The 25,276-nt window shown below is 59.2% G+C and carries 19 protein-coding genes; all 19 read left to right on the plus strand.

Features of this window, described 5'->3' with window-relative positions; translation table 11 throughout:
* Positions 1 to 21: 21 nt before the first annotated feature.
* The 19 genes from kdpC to ACI5GA_RS26360 all read left to right on the plus strand — a co-directional run bounded on the left by kdpC (position 22) and on the right by ACI5GA_RS26360 (position 25,261).
* On the plus strand, positions 22 to 582 hold the full coding sequence (gene kdpC, locus ACI5GA_RS26270) for a potassium-transporting ATPase subunit KdpC (RefSeq protein WP_421425545.1): 561 nt from the start codon (positions 22 to 24) through the stop codon (positions 580 to 582).
* A gap of 214 nt (positions 583 to 796) precedes the next feature.
* On the plus strand, positions 797 to 3,451 hold the full coding sequence (locus ACI5GA_RS26275; RefSeq protein ID WP_404640331.1) for a DUF4118 domain-containing protein: 2,655 nt from the start codon (positions 797 to 799) through the stop codon (positions 3,449 to 3,451).
* A 258-nt stretch (positions 3,452 to 3,709) separates the two neighbouring features.
* The gene (locus tag ACI5GA_RS26280; RefSeq protein ID WP_404640329.1) at positions 3,710 to 4,399 is read left to right on the plus strand and encodes a response regulator; all 690 of its coding nucleotides are present in this window, start codon (positions 3,710 to 3,712) and stop codon (positions 4,397 to 4,399) included.
* Between the two features lie 455 nt (positions 4,400 to 4,854).
* The gene (tssB, locus tag ACI5GA_RS26285; RefSeq protein WP_404640327.1) at positions 4,855 to 5,349 is read left to right on the plus strand and encodes a type VI secretion system contractile sheath small subunit; all 495 of its coding nucleotides are present in this window, start codon (positions 4,855 to 4,857) and stop codon (positions 5,347 to 5,349) included.
* A gap of 39 nt (positions 5,350 to 5,388) precedes the next feature.
* Positions 5,389 to 6,927, plus strand: coding sequence for a type VI secretion system contractile sheath large subunit (gene tssC, locus ACI5GA_RS26290; protein ID WP_421424893.1), 1,539 nt, complete (start codon positions 5,389 to 5,391; stop codon positions 6,925 to 6,927).
* 21 nt (positions 6,928 to 6,948) lie between these two features.
* Positions 6,949 to 8,301 carry a type VI secretion system baseplate subunit TssK gene (gene tssK / locus ACI5GA_RS26295; RefSeq protein WP_421424895.1) on the plus strand — a complete coding sequence of 451 codons (1,353 nt, stop codon included), beginning with the start codon at positions 6,949 to 6,951 and terminating at the stop codon, positions 8,299 to 8,301.
* A complete protein-coding gene (gene tssL / locus ACI5GA_RS26300; protein WP_421424898.1) occupies positions 8,298 to 8,987 on the plus strand; it encodes a type VI secretion system protein TssL, short form in 690 nt (229 codons plus the stop codon). Before tssK ends, tssL begins: the two co-directional genes overlap by 4 nt.
* Positions 8,987 to 10,654, plus strand: a complete 1,668-nt coding sequence (locus tag ACI5GA_RS26305; RefSeq protein WP_421424899.1) for an OmpA family protein — start codon at positions 8,987 to 8,989, stop codon at positions 10,652 to 10,654. The genes tssL and ACI5GA_RS26305 overlap by 1 nt, the downstream gene beginning before the upstream one ends.
* A gap of 34 nt (positions 10,655 to 10,688) precedes the next feature.
* Positions 10,689 to 11,180 carry an Hcp family type VI secretion system effector gene (locus tag ACI5GA_RS26310; RefSeq protein ID WP_404640317.1) on the plus strand — a complete coding sequence of 164 codons (492 nt, stop codon included), beginning with the start codon at positions 10,689 to 10,691 and terminating at the stop codon, positions 11,178 to 11,180.
* A gap of 76 nt (positions 11,181 to 11,256) precedes the next feature.
* Positions 11,257 to 13,926: a type VI secretion system ATPase TssH gene (gene tssH, locus ACI5GA_RS26315; RefSeq protein ID WP_421424900.1), complete on the plus strand. Its 2,670-nt coding sequence runs from the start codon at positions 11,257 to 11,259 to the stop codon at positions 13,924 to 13,926.
* Positions 13,919 to 17,953: a type VI secretion system tip protein VgrG gene (vgrG, locus tag ACI5GA_RS26320; RefSeq protein ID WP_421424902.1), complete on the plus strand. Its 4,035-nt coding sequence runs from the start codon at positions 13,919 to 13,921 to the stop codon at positions 17,951 to 17,953. Before tssH ends, vgrG begins: the two co-directional genes overlap by 8 nt.
* Positions 17,950 to 18,588: a DUF2931 family protein gene (locus ACI5GA_RS26325; RefSeq protein WP_421424903.1), complete on the plus strand. Its 639-nt coding sequence runs from the start codon at positions 17,950 to 17,952 to the stop codon at positions 18,586 to 18,588. Before vgrG ends, ACI5GA_RS26325 begins: the two co-directional genes overlap by 4 nt.
* On the plus strand, positions 18,575 to 19,063 hold the full coding sequence (locus ACI5GA_RS26330; RefSeq protein WP_404634383.1) for a hypothetical protein: 489 nt from the start codon (positions 18,575 to 18,577) through the stop codon (positions 19,061 to 19,063). Before ACI5GA_RS26325 ends, ACI5GA_RS26330 begins: the two co-directional genes overlap by 14 nt.
* Positions 19,060 to 19,698 carry a DUF2931 family protein gene (locus ACI5GA_RS26335; RefSeq protein WP_421424904.1) on the plus strand — a complete coding sequence of 213 codons (639 nt, stop codon included), beginning with the start codon at positions 19,060 to 19,062 and terminating at the stop codon, positions 19,696 to 19,698. Before ACI5GA_RS26330 ends, ACI5GA_RS26335 begins: the two co-directional genes overlap by 4 nt.
* Before the next feature lie 85 nt (positions 19,699 to 19,783).
* The gene (locus tag ACI5GA_RS26340) at positions 19,784 to 22,039 is read left to right on the plus strand and encodes a hypothetical protein (RefSeq protein WP_421424905.1); all 2,256 of its coding nucleotides are present in this window, start codon (positions 19,784 to 19,786) and stop codon (positions 22,037 to 22,039) included.
* Positions 22,036 to 23,073 carry a formylglycine-generating enzyme family protein gene (locus tag ACI5GA_RS26345; protein ID WP_421424906.1) on the plus strand — a complete coding sequence of 346 codons (1,038 nt, stop codon included), beginning with the start codon at positions 22,036 to 22,038 and terminating at the stop codon, positions 23,071 to 23,073. The genes ACI5GA_RS26340 and ACI5GA_RS26345 overlap by 4 nt, the downstream gene beginning before the upstream one ends.
* Before the next feature lie 11 nt (positions 23,074 to 23,084).
* The gene (locus tag ACI5GA_RS26350; RefSeq protein WP_421424907.1) at positions 23,085 to 23,783 is read left to right on the plus strand and encodes a DUF3592 domain-containing protein; all 699 of its coding nucleotides are present in this window, start codon (positions 23,085 to 23,087) and stop codon (positions 23,781 to 23,783) included.
* A gap of 25 nt (positions 23,784 to 23,808) precedes the next feature.
* A complete protein-coding gene (locus tag ACI5GA_RS26355; protein WP_421424908.1) occupies positions 23,809 to 24,072 on the plus strand; it encodes a PAAR domain-containing protein in 264 nt (87 codons plus the stop codon).
* A 1-nt stretch (position 24,073) separates the two neighbouring features.
* Positions 24,074 to 25,261, plus strand: a complete 1,188-nt coding sequence (locus ACI5GA_RS26360) for a hypothetical protein (protein WP_421424909.1) — start codon at positions 24,074 to 24,076, stop codon at positions 25,259 to 25,261.
* Positions 25,262 to 25,276 lie beyond the last annotated feature (15 nt).

The raw sequence follows: 25,276 nt of genomic DNA on the forward strand, positions 1-25,276 counted from the left end.
GATTGAATTGAGGATTGAATGATGTCGACTATAGTGCGTCCCGCCGTGAGCCTGATTGTGTTGATGACCTTGATCACCGGCGGGGTTTATCCGCTGGTAGTGACCGGCGTTGCGCAGACGGTGTTTCCGGATCAGGCCAATGGCAGCCTGGTGTATGACGATCAGGACAAGGTGCGGGGTTCGGAGCTGATCGCGCAGAGCTTTACTGGCGAAGAGTGGTTTCACCCGCGGCCCTCGGCGGGAGCGTTCGCTACCGTGTCCAGTGGCGCGAGCAACCTGGCGCCAAGCAACCCGGCGCTGGCCACGCGAGTGGCGGATGACGCGGCGAAAGAAACGGTCGAAGGGCAGGGGCCGGTGCCGTTGAATCTGCTGACCACGTCGGGCAGCGGCCTGGACCCTCATCTGTCCCCTGCGGCGGCCGATTATCAGGTGACCCGTGTCGCCACCGCCCGGCATCTGTCACGAGAGACGGTGCAACGATTGGTGAGCGAGAACACCTACAATCCGCTGATCGGCCCGCCGGTGGTGAATGTGCTGGCGTTGAACCAGAGTTTGAGTGAGTTGCCGACCGCAAAACAGTAAATTGATGGCCGGGACGATTGATTATTACCGCTGACGCGAATCCCTTGTGGGGGACGATCAGAAATCTTCGGCTCAGCGCGATGATTGTGGGAGCCGGCTAGCTGGCGAATGCATCTTGTCAGTCACTCGAACATTGCTTGATACACCGTTTTCGCCAGCAAGCCGGCTCCCACAACGTTTGTACCGGAGCCAGTCAACAAACAGGACACCCCACGTGAACTCAGACACCCGCGCCGACGCCTTGCTGGCTTCTCTCCCCCGAGATGACCGTGGCCGGCTGAAAGTATTTCTCGGCGCAGCCCCCGGCGTGGGCAAGACGTTCGCCATGTTGCAGGCCGCCCACACCCAGTTGCGTCAGGGCGTGTCGCTGCTGGTCGGCGTCGTCGAAACCCATGGTCGCGCCGAAACCGAAGCCTTGCTCGGCGGCCTGCCGCAGTTGCCCATGCTGCGTTCCGAATACCGTGGAGTGATGCTCGAAGAGATGGACCTCGATGGTCTGCTTGCTGCAAAACCGAAACTGGCACTGGTCGACGAGCTGGCCCACAGCAATGCGCCCGGCAGCCGTCACGCCAAGCGCTGGCAGGACATTCAAGAGCTGCTCTCGGCGGGGATCGACGTCTACACCACGGTCAACGTCCAGCACCTGGAAAGCCTCAACGATCAGGTGCGCGGCATCACTGGCGTGCAGGTGCGCGAAACCCTGCCGGACTGGGTGTTGCAGGAAGCCTATGAACTGGTGTTGATCGACCTGCCGCCCCGCGAACTGCTGGAGCGCCTGCGCGACGGCAAGGTTTACGTGCCGGAGCAGGCGCGCGCGGCCATCGACGCGTTCTTCACTCAGACCAACCTCACTGCGCTGCGTGAATTGGCCATGCAGACCGCGGCGGCGCAAGTCGATAACGATCTGGCGCAAGGCTACCGGCAACTGGGTCAGGCCGCGCCTGCGGTGCGCGGGCGTCTGTTGGTGGGGGTCGATGGCGATGCCCAAGCCGAGCGGCTGGTGCGCCATGCCAGTCGCGTTGCCCAGCGTCGGCACCTGCCGTGGAGTCTGGTGCATGTCGACAACGGGCGGTTTTTCGATGAACTGGCCCGCAGCCGTCTGCAAAGTGCTCAGCAACTGGCCGAACGGCTGGGCGGCGAAGTCGTTGTGTTGCGTGCGCCGGAGGTGGCCAAGACCCTGATTCAACACGCCGCCGAGCGTCGCGCCAGCCTTGTGCTGGTAGGCCAGTCCCGGCCTCTACTGCGCCGGCGCGTGTTCGGTGGCGGGCTGGCGGCGCGTCTGTTACGCAATGCACATGGGTTGGAAATCAACGTGCTCGACAGCGAAGCACGTCCTGATCAGCCTCGCTCCATCACCCCGCGTTCGCTGCGCTGGTTCGATTATCTGTTGGCGGTGCTGGCGACGGTCGGGGCCAGTGCGCTGGCGTGGGCGGTGTCCAGCGTGTTGGCTTTGCCCAACATCTCGCTGGTGTTTCTGGCGGCGGTGCTGTTGGTGGCCGTGCGCAGTAGTGTGGGGCCTGCGATGGTCTGCTCGGTGCTGTCGTTTCTGGCGTATGACTTCCTGTTCATTCCGCCGAATTTCTCCCTGAGTATTCAGCGCGAAGAAGACGTGCTGACCCTGTTGTTCTTCCTGATGATGGCTGCGTTGACCGGCAACCTCGCGGCCCGTCAGCGTCGGCAGTTGCAGGCATTACGCGACACGCAGGAAGAGACCAGCGAGCTGCTCGACCTGTCGAAACGACTGACCGCAGCGACGGACAGACAGGCCGTACTCAGTGCCGCCGAGCATCATTTGGCGGGGTGGCGCGAGCTGCAGCTGTGCATCCTCGATCACGATACAGCCCAAGGCTGGAAAGTCGAAACAGGAGGGCCGCTGGAGTTCGTCGAATTCGAACGCGCCGCCGCCGATTGGGCCTGGCAACACGGCCAGCCTGCGGGCAAAGGCACGGGCACTCTGCCATCGGGCAGTTGGTGGTGGCTGCCGTTGTGGGTCGACGACGCGCCGCTGGCGTTGCTCGGTGTCAGGCCACGTTCGGGGCAGGATTTTACGGCTCAGCGCCGACGCCTGCTGACCGCGCTGAGTCAGCCCTTGGGTCAGGCGCTGGCCCGTGCTCGTCTGGCTGAGGACCTGGAAGCCGCGCGTTTGCACGGCGAAACCGAGCAATTGCGCAGCGCTTTGCTGGCATCGGTGTCCCACGACCTGCGCACGCCGCTGACCGCCATGCGCGGAAGCATTGACAGCTTGTTGGCGTTGGGCGAGGCGATTCCCGTGGACGACCGCCGCGAATTGCTGGAGGGCACGCGCGATGAAGCCGAGCGTCTGGACCGTTACATCCAGAACCTGCTGGACATGACGCGCCTGGGTCACGGCGCACTCAAGCTGGCGCGGGACTGGGTCTCGCCCGGTGACATCGTCGGCAGCACGCTGAACCGCCTGCGTGCGGTACTGGCACCGTTGCAGGTCATTACCGATCTGCCCGCCGAACTGCCGTTGCTCTACGTTCACGCTGCGCTGATCGAACAGGCGTTGATCAATGTGGTGGAGAATGCGGCGCGGTTTTCGCCGCTTCATGGCCGTTTGCAGATTCAGGTCAGCGCGTCGGCCGAGGAACTGGTATTCGCGGTCAGCGACGAAGGCCCCGGCATTCCCGAAGCCGAACGGGCGAAGATCTTCGACATGTTCTACACCGCTGCGCGGGGCGACCGCGGCGGACAGGGCACCGGACTGGGTCTGGCGATCTGTCAGGGCATGGTCGGCGCCCATGGTGGGCGTATCAGCGTCGGCGAGGGTATCGACGGACGCGGCACCTGCATCAGCCTACATTTGCCATTGCAGGCGCAGCCTGAGGCGGAAATGGAGCAGGCGTAGTCAAGCGGCTTTGCGGTAGGCTGGCGGCCATCCTTTGTATGCGTTTTTTTTGTGGAAGCCGCTTCATGGGTGATGGTGGGGAGTCAGCCGTGGATTCGTTGATTGACAGTCCTCATTCGCCAGCAAGCCGGCTCCCACAAGGGCTGTGCTCGACCTCAATCTCGCATTCGACTCTGAACATGTGGGAGCCGGCTTGCTGGCGAAAGCGATGCATGAGTTACCTCATCTCTAACTGATATACCGTTTGACAGGATTTCCATGAGCCAGACCCCCACCATCCTGGTGATCGACGACGAACCGCAGATTCGCAAATTTCTGCGCATCAGCCTCGCGTCACAAGGCTACAAAGTGCTGGAAGCCGGAACTGGCACCGAGGGTCTGAGTCAGGCCGCGCTGAACAAGCCCGATTTGCTGGTGCTCGACCTGGGCCTGCCAGACATCGACGGCCAAAATGTACTGAGCCAATTCCGCGAATGGTCGAGTGTGCCGGTGCTGGTGCTTTCGGTGCGGGCCAGCGAGGGTGAGAAAGTGCGCGCGCTGGACGCCGGGGCCAATGATTACGTGACCAAACCCTTCGGCATTCAGGAGTTTCTGGCGCGGATCCGTGCGCTGTTGCGGCAAGTACCGGACAGCAGCCAGACAGAGGCAGCGTTGGTCATCGGCCCGCTGACGGTCGATCTGGCGTACCGTCGGGTGCTGCTCGACGACAACGAAGTCGCCCTGACCAAGAAGGAATACGCCGTGCTGGCCCAACTGGCCCGCCACCCAGGTCGGGTGATCACCCAGCAACAACTGCTCAAGGACATCTGGGGTCCGACTCACGTGGAGGACACCCATTATCTGCGTATCGTGGTCGGCCACTTGCGGCAGAAACTGGCTGACGATCCTGCGGCCCCGCGATTCATCATGACCGAGGCGGGGGTGGGGTACCGACTGATGGTGCTCTGATGCGTACCCGTGGAACTCGCCCGTCATCGGGAAATTACCGTATTTGGTGCTCCGAGTTTCATGGGTCCCACACAGTCGATCTCTCTCGCTTGCGTGAAATTTCCGAATTCTTTTAACCCCCTTGTGCTGGAAGGTGATCCTATCTAGCCTTCTCCTCATCGATATAGCTGATTCCCCCTTTGGCTCCTCGTTAATACAATACATAGGCGGTCGCGGTGCGCTCAGTCGATGAAGTGATTATTACCAAATTAGAAAACAAGTAAGACGTTTCTGAAAGTTGCCTTGGGGGCTGGAATGTTCCCGGTCGTCTCTATATCGTGCTGCCCGTCAAAAGCACTGGGGTGCGTTAGATATTTAACTCTTTTGGTTTGCCATCGGCCTGTGGGTGGTTTGCAAGTTTTTATTAAACGGAATGTTTATATTCGATCACGCTCGCGTCCGGTCAAGGAGAAGTCATGGCCTCGAACAGTTTTCAAAATGAAGTGCCGAAAGCGCGCGTCAACATCAAACTCGATCTGCACACCGGCGGCGCCCTGAAAAAGGTCGAGCTGCCGCTCAAGCTCATGCTGATGGGGGACTACAGTAACGGAAGGGAAACGGCCCCGTTGTCAGAACGGCACAAGGTCAACATCAACAAGAATAATATCGACAGCGTGTTATTCGAGTACGCGCCCAGTGTGAAACTGACCGTAGAAAATATCGTGGCAGGAGAGGGGGGCGAGGCTGGCGTTGCGCTTGAGTTTCGCGCCATGAAAGATTTTGAACCCGAGCACGTCGCCCGGCAAATTCCGGCGTTGCGTGCGCTGTTGGCCATGCGCAATTTACTGCGTGACCTCAAATCCAATTTGCTGGACAACGCAACGTTTCGCCAGGAACTGGAACGCATTCTTCGAGACGATACATTGAGTGACGGACTTCGCGCCGAGTTGGCTGCCTTGGCCACGGAATAGTTATCTCGGTTTTACGTGGTTTTCTTATAGGGAATATTCATGTCTGTAAATAATACCGGCGCGACTTCGCGCGACGCTCCCGTATTGCCGGAAGAAACGCAAAGTGTTTACGGGGACTTGTTCAGCAAGATCAATCTCAGCCCGGTTGAAACCCTGGGCAACATCGAATCGTTCCAGAACATTGAAGCGCTGTCTGATGTCTCGGCCGACGAGCGGGTGACCGCGGCTGTCAGTGTATTTCTCGATCTGTTGAAACAGTCGTCGCGCAAAGTGCAGCGCCTTGACAAAACCCTGCTCGACGAACACATCGCCGCACTTGACTGCCAGATCAGCCGTCAACTGGATGCGGTCATGCACCATCCTGATTTCCAGCGCGTCGAGTCTACCTGGCGGGGTGTGAAGTCGTTGATCGATCAGACTGACTTCCGTCAGAACGTGCGCATCGAATTGCTGGATGTCAGCAAGGATCATCTGGTCCAGGACTTTGAAGACGCCCCGGAGATCACTCAGAGCGGGTTGTACCTGCACACGTACACCCAGGAATACGATACCCCCGGCGGAGAGCCTATCGCGGCAGCCATTTCAAATTATGAGTTCGGGCGTGGCCCGCAGGACATTGCGCTACTGCGCAATATTTCGAAAGTCGCGGCGGCAGCGCACATGCCTTTTATTGGGTCCGTGGGGCCGGCGTTTTTCGGCAAGCAGAGCATGGAGGAAGTGGCGGCGATCAAGGACATCGGCAACTACTTCGATCGAGCCGAATACATCAAGTGGAAGTCGTTTCGCGACAGCGATGATGCGCGCTACATCGGCTTGACCCTGCCACGGGTACTGGGACGCCTGCCGTACGGTCCCGACACCGTTCCCGTGCGCAGCTTCAACTATGTCGAAAGCGTGAAAGGCGTCGACCACGACAAGTACTTGTGGACCAATGCGTCATTTGCCTTTGCCGCGAACATGGTCAAGAGCTTCATCGCCAATGGCTGGTGCGTGCAGATTCGAGGGCCGCAATCCGGTGGCGCCGTCCAGGATCTGCCGATTCACCTCTACGACCTTGGTACGGGCAATCAGGTCAAGATTCCGTCGGAAGTCATGATTCCCGAAACGCGGGAGTTCGAATTCGCCAATCTGGGTTTCATCCCGCTGTCGTACTACAAGAACCGCGATTACGCCTGTTTCTTCTCGGCGAATTCGACGCAGAAACCAGCGTTGTACGACACTGCTGACGCCACCGCCAACAGCCGCATCAATGCGCGCCTGCCTTACATCTTTCTGCTCTCACGCATTGCCCATTACCTGAAGCTCATCCAGCGAGAAAACATTGGCACCACCAAGGACCGCCGCCTGTTGGAGCTGGAGCTGAACACGTGGGTCAGTGGGCTGGTGACCGAAATGACCGATCCGAGCGACGACCTTCAGGCGTCTCATCCGCTGCGTGAGGCGCGGGTGATCGTCGAGGACATCGACGACAACCCCGGCTTCTTCCGCGTCAAGTTGTTCGCCGTGCCGCATTTTCAGGTGGAAGGCATGGACGTCAACCTGTCGCTGGTTTCGCAAATGCCCAAGGCCAAGGCCTGAGTCTCGCAGGGAGTCTGAGCGATGAAGATTGACCGCCCGCTGTGGGCCGCAGGTGCGCTGCTGTCTCAGCAGCAATTTCAACAGCAGGCTCGCTGGGAAGCGTGGAGCCAGGAGCGTCTGGCGCATTTGTCATGGGTTCATCCGTGGGGTGTTCAGGCGGTGCAGTTCGATCAGCAGGCCTTGATGCTGGGTAAGCTCAAGGCCAGTCGGTTAAGTCTGCAGCTGCCGGACGGCACACCGATCGACACCGATCATGTGGACCGTTTGCCCGACGCACTGGCACTGGATGCTCTGCCCGCCACGCTTCAAGAGGCGTTGGTGCTGCTCGCATTGCCGCTTGAACAGGGCAATGGCGGCAATTGCCTGTTCGACGGCGAGCGTGCTGTCCGACCGATGCGCTACCGCCAGGACTGGCGCAACGTGCAAGACATCCATGGCGACGAGGTCCAGTCGATGGGCGTGCTGGAACACGTCCTGAGCCTGCGCTTGTCCTGCGACAGCAACGCGGATTACGTCACGTGCCCTGTCGCCCGCCTGGCACGCGACGGCCAGGGCGCCTGGACGCTGGATCCGGACTACGTGCCGCCCTTGCTCAGCTTTGCGGCGCATCCTGGGCTGTTGGTTCAACTGGACAATCTGCTCACGCAGGTGGCTGCCAAGCGGCAGCGTTTGATGGGCATGCGCCGGGAAAGCAATCAGCGCATGGCCGACTTTGCCGTAGCGGATGTGTCGCTGTTCTGGCTCCTCAACGCTCTCAACACCTATCAGCCGGTATTGGCCGATGTGCTGAAGTATCCGAACCGGCACCCCGAAGCCGTGTACCTGGAGCTGATCAGGTTTGCAGGCAGTCTGTTGACGTTCTCGCTGGAGCACGACATTGACCGTATTCCGGCGTACAGCCATGAGCACTTGAGCAGCGTTTTTCGGCCGCTGATGCAGACGATCTCCACGTTGCTCGAAGCCAGTCTTCCGTCCCGCGTGGTCACGCTGGAACTGGAGAAGAAGGGCGCCAATCGCTGGCAGTTCAAACTGCATGACCCGCGTCTGTGCGAGCCGGAGGGCGCCGATTTTTACCTGTCCGTACGTTGCCGCGAGTCGGCGGCATTCCTGCAAAAGGAGTTTCCGGTGCTGTGCAAGGTCGGGACGCCTGATGACGTCTTCCAACTGCGTAACAGCGGGCGGGACGGCACGCTGTTGCAGTCACTCAGCCACGTTCCGGCGGCGATCCCGTTACGTCTGGAAAACCAGTATTTCGCCTTCGATTTCAAACATGCTCAGGGGCGGGCAATTCTGAACGAAGGGGTCTGCGCCCTTTACATCTCCAAGCCTCTGGATGACCTGAAACTCGAACTGTTTGCGGTGTTGCGCACATGAGCCTGTTCAAATCCACGACCTCGCCCTTTGCTGGCGTGAACACCGATGAGTTGCTGCAGGACAGCTACCTGCTGATCATCGAACTGCGTCAGGGAGGCCGGGCCAGAAGCAACAATGAACTGTGGAACCTGTGCGCCGCGCAGGTTCAACACGTACGTGACGCGCTCCAGAGGGCGGGTTTCAGTCAGCGCAGCATTGACAGCATCAGCCATGCGCAATGCGCGCTGCTCGATGAAACCGTGTTTACCTGCGCCGAGGAAACCGCGAAGGAAACATGGGCCCGCGAGCCGCTTCAGGTGCGGTTCTTCAATCGTCATCAGGCGGGCGAATTTCTTTATGAGGAAATGCGTGAAGCCTTGCGTGCGCCAGTCCTCGATCCTCACGTCCTGACGGTGTATCAGCGAGTGTTGACGTTGGGGTTTCTCGGGCGCTACAGGGACTTCGACCACCCGGAGCGGCAGGAACTGGTCCACGCGCTGCGGGAAAAAGTGCTGCCCTGGCGCATCGGCCCTGCGCTGGGCAGGCAACTCGTTGGCAGACGGCTGTCAGACGCATTTCGGTGGCGAGGCTCGCCAGTGCTTCATGGCCTGCTGGCGACGATGCTGCTCGCCGGGCTCTGGTGGGGGCTGGATCAGCATTTGTCGGATCTGATCGCGTCGATGGCTCCGGTGCGGGGACCGCTCTGATGACGCTCAAACTGACCCGGATGCTCTACCTGTGGACGGCGGGTTTGCTGCTGGCGTTGTGCGCAATCCTTCCACTGGCGACGACGCATCGTGTCCTTGCGATCCTCGTGGTGGTGGCGCTGACAACCTTTGCGTGGCTGATGGCCGGGCGCAGAGCGCCGCCTTCGTCGGATTGCGCTGAAACGCTGGCCCGATTGAAATCGGCAGGCAGGGTGCCTGTGGTGCTGGTCTGCGGTGACGGCCAGACCGAATCGCCGTCCCCGTTGGGCGGTGAGGCCGAGCGCCTGCGCGTCACCCGCTCCGGGGTGTACCTGGCAATCCCCGATGTGTTGCACCTGCCGGAAACCGTGACGCGCCTGATCGCGCAGTACCCGGATTGCCGTGATCGCTTGCGCGTGATGTTCGTGGTCAATGCGGTCGAGCATCACGATGTGTCGGCGCTGGCGGGTCATGTGCGCACCTTCTGCCACCAGTTGGCGGTGGCTCGCAGGAGCCGTGCGCCACTGCCGTTGATGCTGGTGAGTTATCAGCAGACCGTCGTAACCGATCCCGTGTGGCTCAGTTGGCACGCCGGCGGCTCAGATGCATTGGTTCATGATGCCGGTGCGTGCCTGACCGCAGCCGACTGGCAACGTGCAGAGCAACAGGACGATCGCCTGAAAGCCTGCATTCAGGCCCATCACGCAGCGCATTGGTTGGGCGAACGCGTCCTCCCGCACATGAGTGTGCGAATGGCGGTCTGTTCAATAGCCGCCGTGCCGATACTGCCTCGATCCGTTGAGGGCAACCTGTGGCAACAGTGGCTCCAGGGCAAGATCGCACTGGCGCAGGCGGTTCCCGATGTGCCCGGGATAGCATTGCCGCTGCCCGATCCACTGCTTCCGTTACTGCCAAGGCCGGTGGCGCGTACTGCCCGACGTCGTGCCTTCACGATTGCGCTGTGGGCATTCACCTCGGCTGCCGCCATCGCGCTGCTCAGTTCCGACCGGCAGAACATGTTGTTGCTGCGTCAGGTCACGGATGACGTACACCGATACACCGTGATCACGGCGGCACAACGGCGTGATCAACCGGAGTTTGCGCGTCAGGAACAGGCCATCGAAGCCCTGCGTGAAGACCTTTCCTTGCTGGACAACTACTGGCGGCATGGCGAGCCGCTGTCGCTGGGGTTTGGCCTGTACCGGGGTGAGCAGTTGCGCGCGCCCTTGCTGGCCATGATTGCCGGGCACCACCCACCGCCCCATGACCCAGTGGTGCAACTGATCGTCCCCATACGCTTGAACAGCCTGTCGCTGTTCAGCAGCGGCAGCGCCCAGCTCAGGCCTGATTCGACCAAGGTGCTGATCAACGCTTTGCAGGGGATCAAGGCTCAGCCGGGTTGGCTGATTGTGATCAGTGGCCATACCGACTCCATCGGCAGCGCCGAGCACAACCTGCTGCTGTCCCGCTCCCGTGCGGCCGCAGTACGGGACTGGATGCAGCGCATGGGGGACATCCCTGCCCGTTGTTTCGCGGTGCAGGGTTTCGGCGATACCCAACCGATCGCCAGCAATGACAACGAAGCCGGTCGCCGTGCGAACCGCCGTGTCGACATTCGTCTGGTGCCCGAAGCGGAGGCCTGTTTGCCTTCCGGCTCGGTCGCTGACGTTTCCACCCCTGCCGCATGACGCGGCACACAACGCTGTAAACAAGGAGCTTCACATGGCTATACCCGTTTATCTGTGGCTGCAAGACGATGGTGGCGCAGAGATCAAAGGTTCGGTCGACGTTCAGAACCGGGAAGGCAGCATCGAAGTGTTGGCCCAAGATCACAACGTCTACATCCCCACCGACAGCAACACCGGCAAGCTGACCGGGGCACGGGTGCACACCCCGTTTCGTTTTACCAAGGAAATCGATGCGTCCAGCGCGTACCTGTACAAGGCCGTGACTTCCGGGCAGACCCTCAAGAGTGCCGAATTCAAGTGGTACCGCATCGACGATGCCGGTCAGGAAGTCGAGTACTTCAACACCCGGCTGGAGAACGTCAAGGTGGTCGGCGTGGCGCCGAAGATGCACGACGTCAAGGACCCCTCGAAGGAGAAACACAACCATCTGGAGATGATCGAGCTGCGCTACGAAAAGATCATCTGGACCTACAAGGACGGCAACATCATTCACTCCGACGCCTGGAGCGAGCGTCCGAGCGCATAACCCGCCACGGCACGCGTGGTGGACCACGTGTGCCGTTTCCCCGACATCCCCTGACCCCAGAACAAGGATGTGCCCGATGGTACAGAACCCCACCCGTTTGTTGCGTCGCCTGAACCCTTACTGCGCTCAGGCATTGAGTTCGGCCGCGTCGTTGTGCCAGACCCGCGCGCACCCCCATGTGAGCGTCGAGCACTGGCTGTTCAAGCTGTTAGGGCAGGCCAATGGTGATCTGCCCCTGATCGTGCGCCGCTACGAATGGGACATGGAGGCGCTCTGGACAGGGCTGTGGAATCATCTGGACGCTCTGCCTCGCAGCATGCAGGACAAGCCGCGGTTGTGCGGCAAATTACAGAAACTGATCGAAAATGCCTGGTTGCTGGCGTCACTGGACGGCGACCATGACCGGCTGCGCTCAGTCCATCTGCTGGGTGCTCTGATCGAGATGCCGGAACTCTTGACCTGTGAAGCGGCGTGGCCGTTGCTCAGTCTGAGCCGGGTGCAGCTCGAACAGCTCGTGCCTTTTCTCCACGAACATTCTGAAGAAACACAACAGGCTCGACAGGATGAACACCTGATCCAGCCATATGTGGCAACGGACGAGGTGACCGGGCCTCCCGTTGCCACGCCGTCTTCTCATACGACCCACGAAGCGCTCGACGCCTTCACTCAGGACCTGACCGCCAAAGCCGAAGCCGGACAGCTCGACCCGGTGTTCGGGCGCGACGATGAAATCCGTCAGGTGATCGACATCCTCAGTCGTCGCCGCAAGAACAATCCGATCCTGGTGGGCGAGCCGGGTGTCGGCAAGACCGCACTGGTTGAAGGCCTGGCGCTGCGCATCGCCCAGGGCCAGGTGCCGGACAGCCTGAAAACGGTCCGCGTGCATTCGCTGGATCTGGGTCTGTTGCAGGCGGGGGCGGGCGTCAAGGGCGCCTTCGAACAGCGGCTGAAAAACGTCATTCAGGCCGTGCAGTCGTCGAGCAAGCCCATCCTGCTATTCATTGACGAAGCGCACACGTTGATCGGCGCCGGGAATCAGGCCGGGGGTGGCGATGCCGCGAACCTGCTCAAACCGGCATTGGCGCGGGGAGAATTGCGTACCATCGCCGCGACCACCTGGGCCGAGTACACCCAGTATTTCGAACGCGATGCCGCGCTGGAGCGCCGCTTTCAGAAGGTCAAGGTGGATGAGCCTGACGATGCGACGGCGTGTGTCATGCTGCGCGGCCTCAAGGCCAGCTACGCCCGGCATCACGGCGTGCACATCCTTGACGGGGCAGTGGAAGCTGCGGTCAATCTGTCGCGCCGCTACCTTACCGGCCGCCAGTTGCCGGACAAAGCCGTCGACCTTTTGGACACCGCCAGCGCACGGGTGCGCATGAGCATCGATTGCGAACCTCATGCACTGGTGCGGCTCAAGGCTGAACGCGCCTCGCTGGAGGTGGAACGTAAGGCGCTTGAAGCCGATCGACAGGTGCACGGCATTCAGGCCCAGGGGCGTCTGGCAAAGATTGCCCAACGTCAGGCCGAACTCGGCGAACAACTGGTAACGCTTGAGCAGCAATACCGCGAAGAGTTGCGCCTGAGTCACGACGTGCTTGCCATGCGCCGTGGTGAATCCCCTCAAAACGACTGCGCACTGTTGCGCCAGGAGCTGGTCCGGATTCAGGGTGCACAACCCCTGGTCTCGCTGGATGTCGATGCGCGCAGTGTCGCTGAAGTGGTCGCCGACTGGACCGGCGTGCCACTGGGCAATCTGCTCAAGCACGAGCAAACCCGCCTGCTGGAGCTGGAGCAACAACTGGCGCAGCGCGTGATCGGCCAGGACCACGCGCTGAGCGCGCTGGCACAGCGGCTGCGTGCGGCCAAAACCGGCCTTACCGGCGAAGATGCGCCGCTGGGTGTCTTCCTGCTGGTGGGGACCAGCGGCGTCGGCAAGACCGAGACCGCGCTTGCGCTGGCCGATCAGTTGTTCGGTGGCGAGCGTTCGCTGATCACTCTCAACCTCTCTGAATATCAGGAAGCGCACACCGTCAGCCAGCTCAAGGGTTCGCCGCCGGGTTACGTCGGTTACGGTCAGGGCGGCGTATTGACCGAGGCCGTTCGCCAGCGACCCTATAGCGTGGTCCTGCTCGACGAAGTGGAGAAGGCCCACCGTGATGTACTCAATCTGTTTTATCAGGTGTTTGATCGTGGCTTCATGCGCGACGGGGAAGGGCGAGAGATCGATTTTCGCAACACCGTGATCGTTATGACCTCCAACCTCGGCAGCGATGCCTTGCAGGCCTGTCTTGAGCAACAGCCCGACGCGCCTGACGCGACGTTGCACGAACGGCTGCGGCCCATCCTGCGCGAGCATTTCCAACCCGCGTTGCTGGCCCGTTTCCAAACCCTGATCTATCGCCCGCTGCACGCGTCGGCGCTCAGAACCATCGTCACCCTCAAATTGGACAAAGTGGTACAGCGCCTGCGTCGCCACTATGGGCTGAACGGCCAGATCGACGAACGCCTCAGCGATGTATTGGTCGACGCCTGCCTGCTGCCAGACAGCGGTGCGCGTAACATCGACAGCGTGCTCAATCAGCAGATTTTGCCAGTACTGAGCCAGCAGTTGTTGCAGCGTCAGGCGCTGGGCCAGCCCACACAAAGCGTCACGCTGAGCTATTGCGATGAAGAGGGCATCACCCTTGAATTTTCCGAAGGCGCGACCGCCGAATCGCTGAACGAGGAGAGCGCCGATGTTTGAGCCTTCTCGTCTGTTCTTCGACCACTCCCGCCACACCCTCTGGGTCTGCAGCCTCGACACCACCCTCGACGTCCTGACCTTCACCGGCACCGAGCGCCTGAGCGAGCCGTTCACCTACCAGATCGAATTCACCTCGTCAGATCAGGACATCGCCGCCGAGCGCGTGCTCAACCGTCAGGCCCGTTTCAGCCTGCATGCTGTGCCCGACCCGCTGGACAAGCCGTTCCCCGGCTTTCCGGAGCCTGAGATCAAACCACTGCGCACCGTGAACGGCGTCATCACCGGCTTTCGGCGTCTGTCCGGCTCCCACGACGAAGCGCGCTACGCCGTGACCCTGCAACCGCGTCTGGCCCGGCTGGCGCGTGGCAGACAAACCCGTATTTATCAGCACAAATCCGTGCCGGAAATCGTCGATCACGTCCTGCGCAGCCGCCACGACATGCTCGGTCAGGATTTCTGGTTCAACACCGTGCGCGAGTACCCGCAACGCTTGCAGGTCATGCAGTACGACGAAAGCGACCTGGCCTTCATCGCCCGCCTGCTGGCCGAGGTCGGCATCTGGTACCGCTTCGTCAGCGATGACCGACTGGGCATCGACGTGGTGGAATTCCACGACGACCAGCGCCACTACCGCTGGCCCCGCACCCCATTGCCATGCCGCCCTCCGTCGGGCCTGAGCGGTGGCACTCAGGATGCCGTGTGGAACCTGCAAGCCCGCCACGAAGTGGTCGAGAAGAACATCCATTTCCGTGCCTACGACCCACGCAACGCCCGTGTCGGACTCGACGACAACGTCGACCAGACCCGCGGCGCGCGCACCACCTACGGCGAGGCCTATCACTACGCCGAGCCCTACACCGAACTCGGCGACAAACTGGATCAGGACGAAGACCTGCAAAGCGAAAGCGGCTTCTTCTACGCCCGCCTGCGCCACGAACGCTACCTCAACGCCCAGACCGGCCTGAGCGGCACCAGCAACTGCGCCACCCTTCATCTGGCGCAAGTGCTGGACATCACCGGCGGCGCACCGCAGGCCTTCAAACCGGGCGCGGTCATCACCGGCCTGACCTTGCACGCCGCCCGCGATTCAAGCCTGCAAACCACCTTCGACGCCATGCCCTACGCCGAGCGCGTCTGCTTCCGACCGCCGTTGCAGCCCAAACCGCGCATCGCCGGAACACTGCCTGCCCGCGTCACCAGCAACCGCGCCAACGACCCCTACAGCCACATCGACAGGGAAGGCCGCTACAAGGTCAACTTCCTGTTCGACCGCGACGACTGGAAACAGGGCGAAGAAAGCCTCTGGCTGCGCCTGGCCCGACCTTACGCGGGCGACACCCACGGCCTGCACCTGCCGCTGATCTGCGGCACCGAAGTGGCCATCGCCTTCGAACAAGGCGACCCCGACCGCCCCTACATCGCCCACGCCCTGCACGACGACCAACACCCCGACCACGTGACCCTGGCGCGGCTCGACTACAGACGCAACGTGCTGCGCACCCCGGCCAATAACAAACTGCGCATGGAGGATGAGCGCGGACAGGAGCATGTGAAGCTCAGCACCGAGCACAGCGGGAAAAGCCAGTTGAACCTGGGGCATCTGGTGGATGCGCAGAAGAAAAAGCGCGGGGAAGGGTTTGAGCTGAGGACCGATGGCTGGGGGGCGATTCGGGGTGGCAAGGGGTTGTTTATTACCGCCGACCGCCAGCCGAAAGCGCAGGGTGATGTGCTCAGCATGAACGCCGCGCTGGCGCAGTTGGAAGATGCACTGCAACTGGTGCAGGCGTTGGCGCAAAGTGCTGCGGTGTCGGGGGCCTTGCCCGCCGATGCGGCTGAGCAAAAGCGCCTGAAAGCCGCGTTGTCCGGCCTCGACAAGGTCGGGCTGCTGGCATCGGCGCCGGAAGGCATGGCGCTGACCTCCGGGACGAACCTGCAAGTGTCGGCCGCGCAAAATCTTGCGGTCACCGCGGCCGAGAGCGCCGACGTGAGCGTCTTCAAACGCTTCAGCGTCGCGGCGGGCGAGGCTATCAGCCTGTACGCCCATCGGCTGGGGTTGAAGCTGCTGGCGGCCAGAGGCCCGGTGCGGGTCGAGGCGCAGAGTGACGCCATGACCCTTCGCTCCAAGGCCGAGCTAAGCCTGGAAAGTGTTGACGGTGAAATTGTCCTCAATGCGAAGAACGGCATCACCCTGGTCAGTGGCAGCGCCTACCTCAAGATCGCCAACGGCAGCGTCGAAATCGGCTGCCCCAACCGCATCAACCTGAAGAATGATCGGATCACCTGGGGCGGCGCGTCCTCACTGGACAAGGCCCTGCAACCGTGGAAACAGGAAGACCCTGAGTTCCTGTACCCGATGAAGGGTGGCTTTCGCATGGTCGACAAGGACAGCGGAAAACCCGCGCCCTACATTCCTTACCGCATGACCCTGGCCGACGGCAGCACCGTGCAGGGCGTCACCGACAGCGAAGGCCTGACCGAGCGCGCCTACGGCTACGGCGCCGATCGGATCACTCTGGAAGAAACCGGTGTGAAGCTGGACCCTGAAGCACGCGAAGAGGAGGAAGAGGAAGAAGAACTGGAAGAGGGCATCACCCTGCGTCTGGGCCTGTTCTTCGATGGCACCGGCAACAACATGGCCAACGCGGCAGCCACCGAACAGTGTCGGCGGGAGGACCTGGAGATCTACGACGCCCGGGATCTGGAAAGCATCCAGTCGGTCTGCAACAAATACGGCTTCGATGGGTTTACCGGGAGCGCGTTTGCGCAGGCGCCGGATAACAGCTACGGGAATGCGCCGAGTAATGTGGTGTATTTGCATCAGCTGTATCCGGATAACGCCGTAACACCACTTAAAAAGAGTGCGGATATCGGCTTTGTCTCTGTCTATGTAGAGGGCATTGGTACGCGGAGTGGTGGCAAAGATGCCACGGTGATTGGTCAGGGGCTGGGGCGTGGCGAGACGGGAGTCGTAGCGAAAGTTCAGCAAGCACCTGAAGCTATTCAAATCCAGCTTCGGGAATTTGTATCTCTTAATCCTGGCATTGCAGTTCGCCGCATCGAAGTTGACATTTTCGGCTTCAGTCGTGGTGCCGCCGCTGCCCGCCATTGCGCTAACGAATTCCTCAAACCGGGCTGCGGGATTTTCAAAGAATTACTTCAGCCCGGGCGCTTTGGGTTGGTGAACAGTTTTGATCCAGCGGTGGGTGTGAAGCTCAACCTGATCGGTTTGTTCGACACTGTGGCGGCCATCTCTTCGCCTGAGCGTGGCGACTGGAGTCCGGCCAACAGCGACAACGACGGTGTCAACCTGTACTTGCCTCCTCGCTGTGCCCGCGAAGTGATTCAGTTGGGGGCCCGGGACGAGTGCAGGCTCAATTTCGCACTGAATGGCGTACTGAGTCATCACCTGCAAATCAGCCTTCCCGGCGTGCATTCGGACATTGGCGGAGGCTACCTGCCTAATGCTCGGGAGCGTCTGTGGCTGGTCGAGCCCAAACGGATTGAGGTCGCAGCGGGCCGCTCATTGGAGTCGCATCCGCAATGGCTGGCCATGGTCGCGCAGGCGGAGGGGTTGCGCGCCAGCGGGCTGAATGGTGACGGAAACATCGAGGCCAAAGCCTGGGCGGCTGCTCAGGCTCATCACCGAAGGGATGGCAACGACACGCAGGCCTACTGGCTGACCGTGACGCTGGAGCGAAGCGTGCGTGGGGAACTGGCGCTGGTGGCGTTGCGCGTAATGCGCGAGCTGGGCGTGCGCCATGGTGTGCCTTTTGACGAGATCAGCGACAGCGATCGCCGTTTCAAGCTGCCCACCGATCTGGCGCCTGTCGCCGAGCACATCATCGAGCAGGTGCTGGCGGGTTCTTCGGTCGTTCTGGATCCCAATCAAGAACGACTGCTGCGCTCGCGTTACATCCACCAGTCGGCGCACTGGACACCGACCAAGGGCGTGATGCTTGCCAAGCCAGCACCGGATAACCGCCGCAACGTATACCCCGATCAGCCGCAAAAGGGGTATCCGCAATGAAACGACTGATGCTTCTAGTTGGCCTGCTGATCAGCCTCTGCGCCTGTGCCAGAGGTCCACAACCGATACCTCCGCCCAAGCTGCCTTATTACGCGTGGCATGTGGGCTTGGCTGCACCAAGGCATATGGAAGTGTGGGTCGAGACAGTGGATGTGATCGACCAGCGAGGGTTGCCGTTTTTTCATGTGTTCGGAGGGGTAGCCAGTTACACAGGGCAGGTGAAAGGCTGGCACAAAGGTGGGGGAAAAATGATGCCCGTGAACAACGTCGATCTCCCAAAGCGTCTATTTCTGCGCTGGCAGTCGCTGGTGGAGCCTCAAGCCTACAAACTTCGTATTCATATTCCTCAATGGGTGCGAGACGAGATGGTCAAGCCCGAGACCGTATTTTGCAAACCGGATCAGAAAGTGCTCACGCTTTATCGCAACAAGATAACGCTGGGAATGGCCCCGGGAGGCATCGTCAAGGTCTGGGTGGGTTCTGGGTGCTTGGGATACCTCGAAATCGGCCGCTACCAAGCTGAAATCGAACCCCGCGGCCCATACCTGAACAACAAGGGCGAGTACTACCGCGCGCCCACGCCAGAAGCTAAGGCATGGATCGAGAAAAATGGAATTCCCTATGGCAGTTGGTAAGCGTTGCTCAGCTTTCCCGCTGAGTGCCAGCGGCCTGAATGGTGATGGGCGTATCGAAGCCAAAGCCTGGGCGGCCGCTCAGGCTCATTACCGCAGGGATGGCAACGACACGCAGGCTTACTGGCTCACCGTAACGCTGGAGCGAAGCGTTCGTGGGGAACTGGCGCTGGTCGGGTTGCGCGTGATGCGCGAATTGGGCGTGCGCCATGGTGTGCCGTTTGACGAGATCAGCGACAGCGATCAGCGCTTCAAGCTGCCCTTCGATCTGGCGCCTGTCGCTGACCACATCATCGAGCAGGTGCTGGCGGGCTCTTCTGTCGTGCTTGATCCCGATCAAGAGCGATTGCTGCGTTCGCGTTACATCCACCAGTCGGCGCACTGGACACCGACCAAGGGCGTGATGCTTGCCAAGCCTGCACCGGATAACCGCCGCAACGTATACCCCGATCAGCCGCAGAAGGGATATCCGCAATGAAACGACTGATGCTTCTAGTTGGGCTGCTGATCAGCCTCTGCGCCTGTGCCAGTGGTCCACAACCGATACCGCCTCCCAAGCTGCCTTATTACGCGTGGTATGTGGGATTGGCTGCGCCCAAGCACATGGAGGTGTGGGTCGAGACAGTGGATGTGATCGACCAGCGAGGGCTGCCGTTTTTCCATGTGACCGGAGGGGTTGCGAGCTATACGGGTAGCGCTAAGGGCTGGCACAACGGAGGATCGGGTGGAATGCCCATCAACAACGTCGATCTCCCAGAGCGTCTATTTCTGCGCTGGCAGTCGCTGGTTGAGCCGCAAGCCTACAAGCTTCGTATTCATATTCCTCAATGGGTACGAGACGAGATGGTCAAGCCCGAGACCGTATTTTGCAAACCGGATCAGAAAGTGCTCACTCTTTATCGCGACAAGATAACGCTGGGCATGGCCCCGGGGGGCATCGTCAAGGTCTGGGTGGGTTCTGGGTGCTTGGGATACCTCGAAATCGGCCGCTACCAAGCTGAAATCGAACCCCGCGGCCCATACCTCGGTAAGAGCGAAGGCAAGTACGTGCCTCTGGAACCCGAAAACAAGGCCTACGTCGAGCAATTCGGAATTCCTTATGGCAGTTGGTAAGCGTTGCTCAGCGATCAGCCCTGGAAGAGATATCCGTCAGTAAACCCGGCATGAAGCCATTTCATCATTTATGGAGTTGAAATAGATGATCCAGGATCAGTCACCTCTCGCCGAAAACCGTTTGGGCAAAAAAGGCACGGTGGTCAATGTGCCGCGCTCGGCGTTGCGCTGTTACTTTCGCCCGGAAACCGAAGAGTTCGTTTTTCTCGCAGGTAAAGAGGCAGGGGAATTCGAAACGCATTGGCGTGATATGGCCGATGAAATGGACAGGTTCCATCAGGCTCAGGCTAAGTACTCCGGTGCATTGAAACATTATGATGACTGCGTCAAAGCAACCGCCCCCATGCATCAGACAAGCAAGAGCCTGGCGGCAATCGATGCTGCGGAAGCCGAGCTGAAGGCCACCCGTGAAGCCATCAAGGAAAAACTGGCCGGAACAGCCAGTGGCGTGGGCTACGACAACATCGTCGAGTTGATTCCGATGGCGGCGCAGGTCGGTGCCAGACGCATGCCGTATGCGTATGTCAAGCAGAGCTACTTCACTGACCAACAGGCCAAGCGTCGTCTTCACGCCGTCTCGTTGCGACAGGGGGGCGGCAAGCGCGGCAAAGACAGCATTATCAGTCGTGATTCGGGCGGCAATCTTGTGGTAGACGCCGCCAAATTGATGGAGCAACTGACCGCGTTCGAGTGGCACAAACTCAAGCTCGAACTGAAGGATGTCCTCGGGTGGGCCGGTTCGGACCTTGATCTGGAGGCATTCAATAAAGACGTCACCCTGTTCGATTGGGCCGAAAGCTGGAACCACAGCCTGCTTGGTAAGAGTAGCCTGACCGATAACGTCGATGTGTCGGGTGCCGCGCAGTTCATGCGCTTCACCTCCAATCTGGGGGCCAATGCCGAGTTTGATGTCAACAAAGGCAGCGCCGCCATCAAAGCTGAAAGCCAGACGGTCATGACGTTGGCGTCGGGCTATGCCGACATTGAACGCTACGTTCCCGACCGGTTTGGCTGGCCGTTGACCATGCAGACGCGCAGCGGCAAGACCCTGGACCTGGGGCTGATTCGTGTGTGCCTCGCAGGGCAGATCAATGGCTTTCTCGGTGCCTCATTGCAGATCGAGGGCCAGGTGCAAGTGATGGTCAAAGGCGATGAGCAGGTCATCACAGGTCAGTCAGGCCGCTTGCCCAGTTTTCGGACACGCCAAAAACAAGGGCGAAATTTCTTTCAGGCCATGGAAGCCGAGGACCAGGGTGCGACGATCACCGCGGGTGGATTTGCCGGCGCCAAGGTGGAGCTGCTCGGCAAGAGCACTCTGCAATGGCTCAAGCCTTCGCCACCGCCGGACAGCGCGGGAGAGGTGCCGCCTGATGACAAGGCAAATGCAGGAGAGTACGTCGACTTCGCCACGATCGGTTCCAGCATCGCGGGAATGACCGGACTCGGAGCAGGTGGAAAGTTCTACTGCACGTTTATCAATGGCAAGTTTTGTTTGCATGTTGCGGCGAGTCTTTGCGTGGGGACGGGGGCGAAAGGTGGGTTTATTGCTGAGGTGGGGGCTAAAGACATTATTGAGTTTGGGCGGTGGGTAGCTTATCAACTGTATTTGAATAATTATGGGATTCTTGAGTATTTCAATGAAGAAGCGTTTAGGGCGTATTCGCAATATTGCGTATTGAAAATGATAGAAGGGGAAAATTTGGTGTATCGAGGTGTTGCATGGGCCATTGAGTCACCAAAACAAATGCGCGCTGAGCTTAAAAAGCTAGTCGCCTCTATAGCGCGTGAGAGTGTAGATGAAATTCATAATTCTAGCGGGCGAAATCAGATTGCTGAGATTGTTATTGAATGGCGGGAAGATTTGTTAGTTTCTACTCCAGAAGCAAAAGGTATATTTCTCTATCTGCTGACTCGTCACGGGAGACTCGATCATGTCGATTTGAGTAATCGCTCTTGGGGTGGAGATATCTATCATCGTCGTAAGGAAGCGGTCATTTTAATTCTGAACAGCATTCAAACGACTTCGGAGTGGCACAAGGTGATGTGCCGCATCACGAATGATGGCTCCAGGTTGTCAGGGGACTCGCTAACAGTCTCAAAAGCTCAAGAAGATCATTTGATTCGCTTTTTGCAAGAGGGGCGTAATCGAGATGATGACATGCGAGAAATACGTGACGGCTTGACCGCGATATATGGCAACTTGAAAGAGTTGCCCGCGACGGGGTATTCGCTGTCAATGAATAACAGTTACTACTATCGCACCCGGTGCGACACTCATCTGCATTATCCGGCGCGATGCAATTTTGACCCAGCTTTAACGCCGAAGAGTGAGCTGGCATGAATATGCGTTTGGTAAATTTCAATCATCATATGGTTTGTGGGATCTGTCTGATGTTGGCTCTGCAAGGTTGCAATGAAGAAAGTACTTCCCACACATCTTTCTCTCCGGCAGTGCCCGCCGATGAGTTGCGTGGTTTCATCGAAAAAGTAAAGGCCAATTTAGTATTTGTCGAAGGTGGTAAATTTCTGATGGGCGACTTTGGCCCAGAGTATGCTCCTGAACACTTACCCTATGATATGAAAAAGCACAGTCGTCCCTTGCATGAAGTCGAGCTTAGCAGTTATTCGATGAGCAAGTTTAAAGTGACTAACGCAGAGTTTCAGTTCTATCTGAGAGCGAGTGCGCTTCAGCTCAGAGACGATGGTGCGTCACCTAAATCTGAATGGGATCAGATGAACAGTCGTGCCGATACACCTGCTCATGTAGATTGGTTTGAGTCGGAAAACTACTGCAATTGGCTAGCAGTTGTAACTGGGCTCCCATTTGCGCTGCCTACTGAAGCACAGTGGGAGTATGCCGCCCGAAGTAGAGGGCAGTTTCTAATGGTCGCCACTGACGACGGCACCTACAAGGCTGAATCTTATGATTTGGTCACAGAGGAGTATTTTCCCAGAGGTATCAATATTTCAAGCTTTGGAAATGTGGAAGCGTTTGCCGAAGAGATGGGGTGGACAACTGGGAACATGTCCCCGTTACCGGTAGCTATGTTTCCGCCCAATCCATTGGGCATGTATTCCATGACGGACAATGGCTATGAGTGGGTCAGTGATTGGTACGATCCGGATTACTATTCGTATTCGCCGTTAAAAGATCCGAAAGGACCTGAAAAGCCGATGATTAAAGACGCATTTGGTCGCTACACCAAAGTGCTGCGCGGCCAGGGAGGTGCGGACCCGTGGTGGGGTGGCGGTGCTAACGTATTCAGAACCAAGATTGATCCGTTAGGGAGTATCTCTAGAGATGGCTCGCCATCCTTGTTCGACAAAACCGCCCGCTGCGTCGTCAATAGCCCTGCTCCTGTAGTAACCGAATAAAAGGAATTATTATGAATGTCATATTGTTAATATTGAAATGGGTCTTTTCTATTGTAGGCCTTGGCATGCTGGTGATGGCTGTCAGCAGCTATAAGAGTGACAGTGAGTTTCTAAAAGGTGCAGCGTCTGTTGTGGGTGTGGTCGAAGGCTTCAAGACCCGAGTATCGGAGGGTGTGGTCTATTACCAGCCTGTCATAAAATTTGCAGCAGACAGTGGGGAACACAGTTTTGTGTCTTCGGTGGGCAGCAATCCAGCGGCCTATAAGAAAGGCGAATCTGTCAACGTGCTGTATAAGGTTCATGCTCCCGAGGAGGCGAAAATAGACAGTTTTTTCTCTCTATGGGGGGACGTCGTGGTTGAAGTGTTGTTGGGGGTTGTTTTTTTCTCCATAGGCGCTGCGATGTTTTTGATGGGGCTATTAAAACGCCGAAAAAAGGCGGCGCTCATGAGGCGCGGTGCCAGTCTTTGCGCAACGATTACTTCGGTCGAGCGCAATGCCCGGTTTTCAGTCAACGGGCGCCATCCCTACGTGATTACCTGCGAGTGGACCAATCCGGAAACCTATGCCTTGCACCGTTTTGAAAGCGAGCATATCTGGTTCGATCCCACGGTTTACGTCACCCAGGACAAAATCAATGTCTTCGTCAAACCCGGTAACTTGAAGGTGTATTACGTCGATATTTCATTCTTGCCTCCGTCGGCAAGTTAACCACTTTTCATATCGGATTCACTCTATGAAACCTGTTATTCGCACCGGTGACTTACTGTCATCGGGCGGGGTCGTCATTGCCGGAACCCGCCAAATCATCATTAACGGTGCTGCTGTTGCCTGTGTGGGCGATAAGGTTATTTGCCCCTTGCCCGGTCATGGGCCTAACGCTATCGCGGAGGGTGATAAAGGTTCGACCTACCTGGGGCGCGCAATGGCTTTGCACGGGCACCGTTGCGAGTGTGGTTGTACGTTGATCACCTCGTTGCCTCAGGTCGGGAGGGCATGAGATGCCTGTCGATCTCGATGCGCTTCCGGCAAAGATGCAGTTGCCCGCATCTCCCAGGATAGGGCGCGGGCTGCTGTTCATCCTTGTGTTCACGCTGCTGTGCGGCGCGCTGGTGGCCGTGTTCTGGTCGGCGCCGGACAGTTACTCATCCACCTGGTTCTGGTGCTCGGTGCTGGTATTGCCGCTCTTGGGCGGGATCATGCTGTTTTCGATCAGGCTGCTGATGCATGAACAGCGCCGCGATTATGCGCAGAACTGGAACGACAGTCATGACGAGCACGAAGGTCAGTTGATCGAGCGCGGACAGCGAGCCATTGCGATGCTGGCCGCCTCTTATGTTTGTGATTCGGGCAGTTCGAAGTTGGCGCAGACCTTGCGCGCAGGACAACAGGTTTCTCCGGCGCAGGAGACCAATCCGCAAGCGGATTTTGACTGCCCTGCCCGGGAAGATGAGCGGGAGCGAAGGAAAGGTGAACACCTCCTGCGGTTGGCAACGTCCATTGAACGCGTGCTGGCAGGCTTTGAGGCCGATATGCAGGACGTGCTGAATGACGCATCGCTGCACGTGCGGATTCGTCATTGCGTCGAGCAGTCTCAGGACGAGGTTGAAGCCCTGTGGCGTTCTATCCGAGGAGCGCTGGGCGCCCGTGATCAGGTGGCGTTCGCTGTGCAGGAGGACGGATTGTTGTGGCTGGATGCATGGCTGGACGATGGCTTTCCAGCCCGTGCCTGTCTGTCGCTGGAAATCAATAGGCTCTCAGAACCCGGGGACGGTCAGGGCGAGTCTGTTTCAGCGATATTGCTGGCGCATACCGGGTGGTGCGCCGAAAAAGGGTTGCGCCCACAGTCGTGGATTCACAGACCGGTCAAGCTAACCCGTGGCGCGGCCGACATTCGACGGGCTCTGCTCTGGGGCAAGGTCCCACCGGACAGTGCAGATTTCTTCATTTGGCACAGCCAGTTACCCGAGGGCATCACCGGGGTACTCAGCGTCGACCTCCATGAATCTGGGCAGTCTCCCCCTACCGACGCCTGGCACTCGCTGGACGGCTCGTTCGGAAAGGCGGGGGCTGCGGTTGGGAACACGACGCTGATCGTTGCCGCAGAGCAGGCGCTTGTCGAGGCAAGGCCTCAATTGATTCTGCTGCATGACCATTCAACGCAAGCCTGCGTTGTTCAGCCTGGATGAGGCGTTCGATGAGGA

Source organism: Pseudomonas sp. Pseu.R1 (assembly GCF_045764065.1).
Classification (GTDB): Bacteria; Pseudomonadota; Gammaproteobacteria; order Pseudomonadales; family Pseudomonadaceae; genus Aquipseudomonas.

What these genes read in the sequence shown, in the direction of transcription:
- tssL (WP_421424898.1), top strand. Translation starts at nt 8,298, where the DNA reads ATGAGCCTGTTCAAATCCACGACCTCGCCCTTTGCTGGCGTGAACACC.
- vgrG (WP_421424902.1), top strand. Translation starts at nt 13,919, where the DNA reads ATGTTTGAGCCTTCTCGTCTGTTCTTCGACCACTCCCGCCACACCCTC.
- kdpC (WP_421425545.1), top strand. Translation starts at nt 22, where the DNA reads ATGTCGACTATAGTGCGTCCCGCCGTGAGCCTGATTGTGTTGATGACC.
- ACI5GA_RS26335 (WP_421424904.1), top strand. Translation starts at nt 19,060, where the DNA reads ATGAAACGACTGATGCTTCTAGTTGGGCTGCTGATCAGCCTCTGCGCC.
- tssB (WP_404640327.1), top strand. Translation starts at nt 4,855, where the DNA reads ATGGCCTCGAACAGTTTTCAAAATGAAGTGCCGAAAGCGCGCGTCAAC.
- ACI5GA_RS26350 (WP_421424907.1), top strand. Translation starts at nt 23,085, where the DNA reads ATGAATGTCATATTGTTAATATTGAAATGGGTCTTTTCTATTGTAGGC.
- ACI5GA_RS26330 (WP_404634383.1), top strand. Translation starts at nt 18,575, where the DNA reads ATGGCAGTTGGTAAGCGTTGCTCAGCTTTCCCGCTGAGTGCCAGCGGC.
- ACI5GA_RS26325 (WP_421424903.1), top strand. Translation starts at nt 17,950, where the DNA reads ATGAAACGACTGATGCTTCTAGTTGGCCTGCTGATCAGCCTCTGCGCC.
- ACI5GA_RS26355 (WP_421424908.1), top strand. Translation starts at nt 23,809, where the DNA reads ATGAAACCTGTTATTCGCACCGGTGACTTACTGTCATCGGGCGGGGTC.
- ACI5GA_RS26340 (WP_421424905.1), top strand. Translation starts at nt 19,784, where the DNA reads ATGATCCAGGATCAGTCACCTCTCGCCGAAAACCGTTTGGGCAAAAAA.
- ACI5GA_RS26345 (WP_421424906.1), top strand. Translation starts at nt 22,036, where the DNA reads ATGAATATGCGTTTGGTAAATTTCAATCATCATATGGTTTGTGGGATC.
- tssC (WP_421424893.1), top strand. Translation starts at nt 5,389, where the DNA reads ATGTCTGTAAATAATACCGGCGCGACTTCGCGCGACGCTCCCGTATTG.
- ACI5GA_RS26280 (WP_404640329.1), top strand. Translation starts at nt 3,710, where the DNA reads ATGAGCCAGACCCCCACCATCCTGGTGATCGACGACGAACCGCAGATT.
- ACI5GA_RS26310 (WP_404640317.1), top strand. Translation starts at nt 10,689, where the DNA reads ATGGCTATACCCGTTTATCTGTGGCTGCAAGACGATGGTGGCGCAGAG.
- ACI5GA_RS26305 (WP_421424899.1), top strand. Translation starts at nt 8,987, where the DNA reads ATGACGCTCAAACTGACCCGGATGCTCTACCTGTGGACGGCGGGTTTG.
- ACI5GA_RS26360 (WP_421424909.1), top strand. Translation starts at nt 24,074, where the DNA reads ATGCCTGTCGATCTCGATGCGCTTCCGGCAAAGATGCAGTTGCCCGCA.
- tssH (WP_421424900.1), top strand. Translation starts at nt 11,257, where the DNA reads ATGGTACAGAACCCCACCCGTTTGTTGCGTCGCCTGAACCCTTACTGC.
- tssK (WP_421424895.1), top strand. Translation starts at nt 6,949, where the DNA reads ATGAAGATTGACCGCCCGCTGTGGGCCGCAGGTGCGCTGCTGTCTCAG.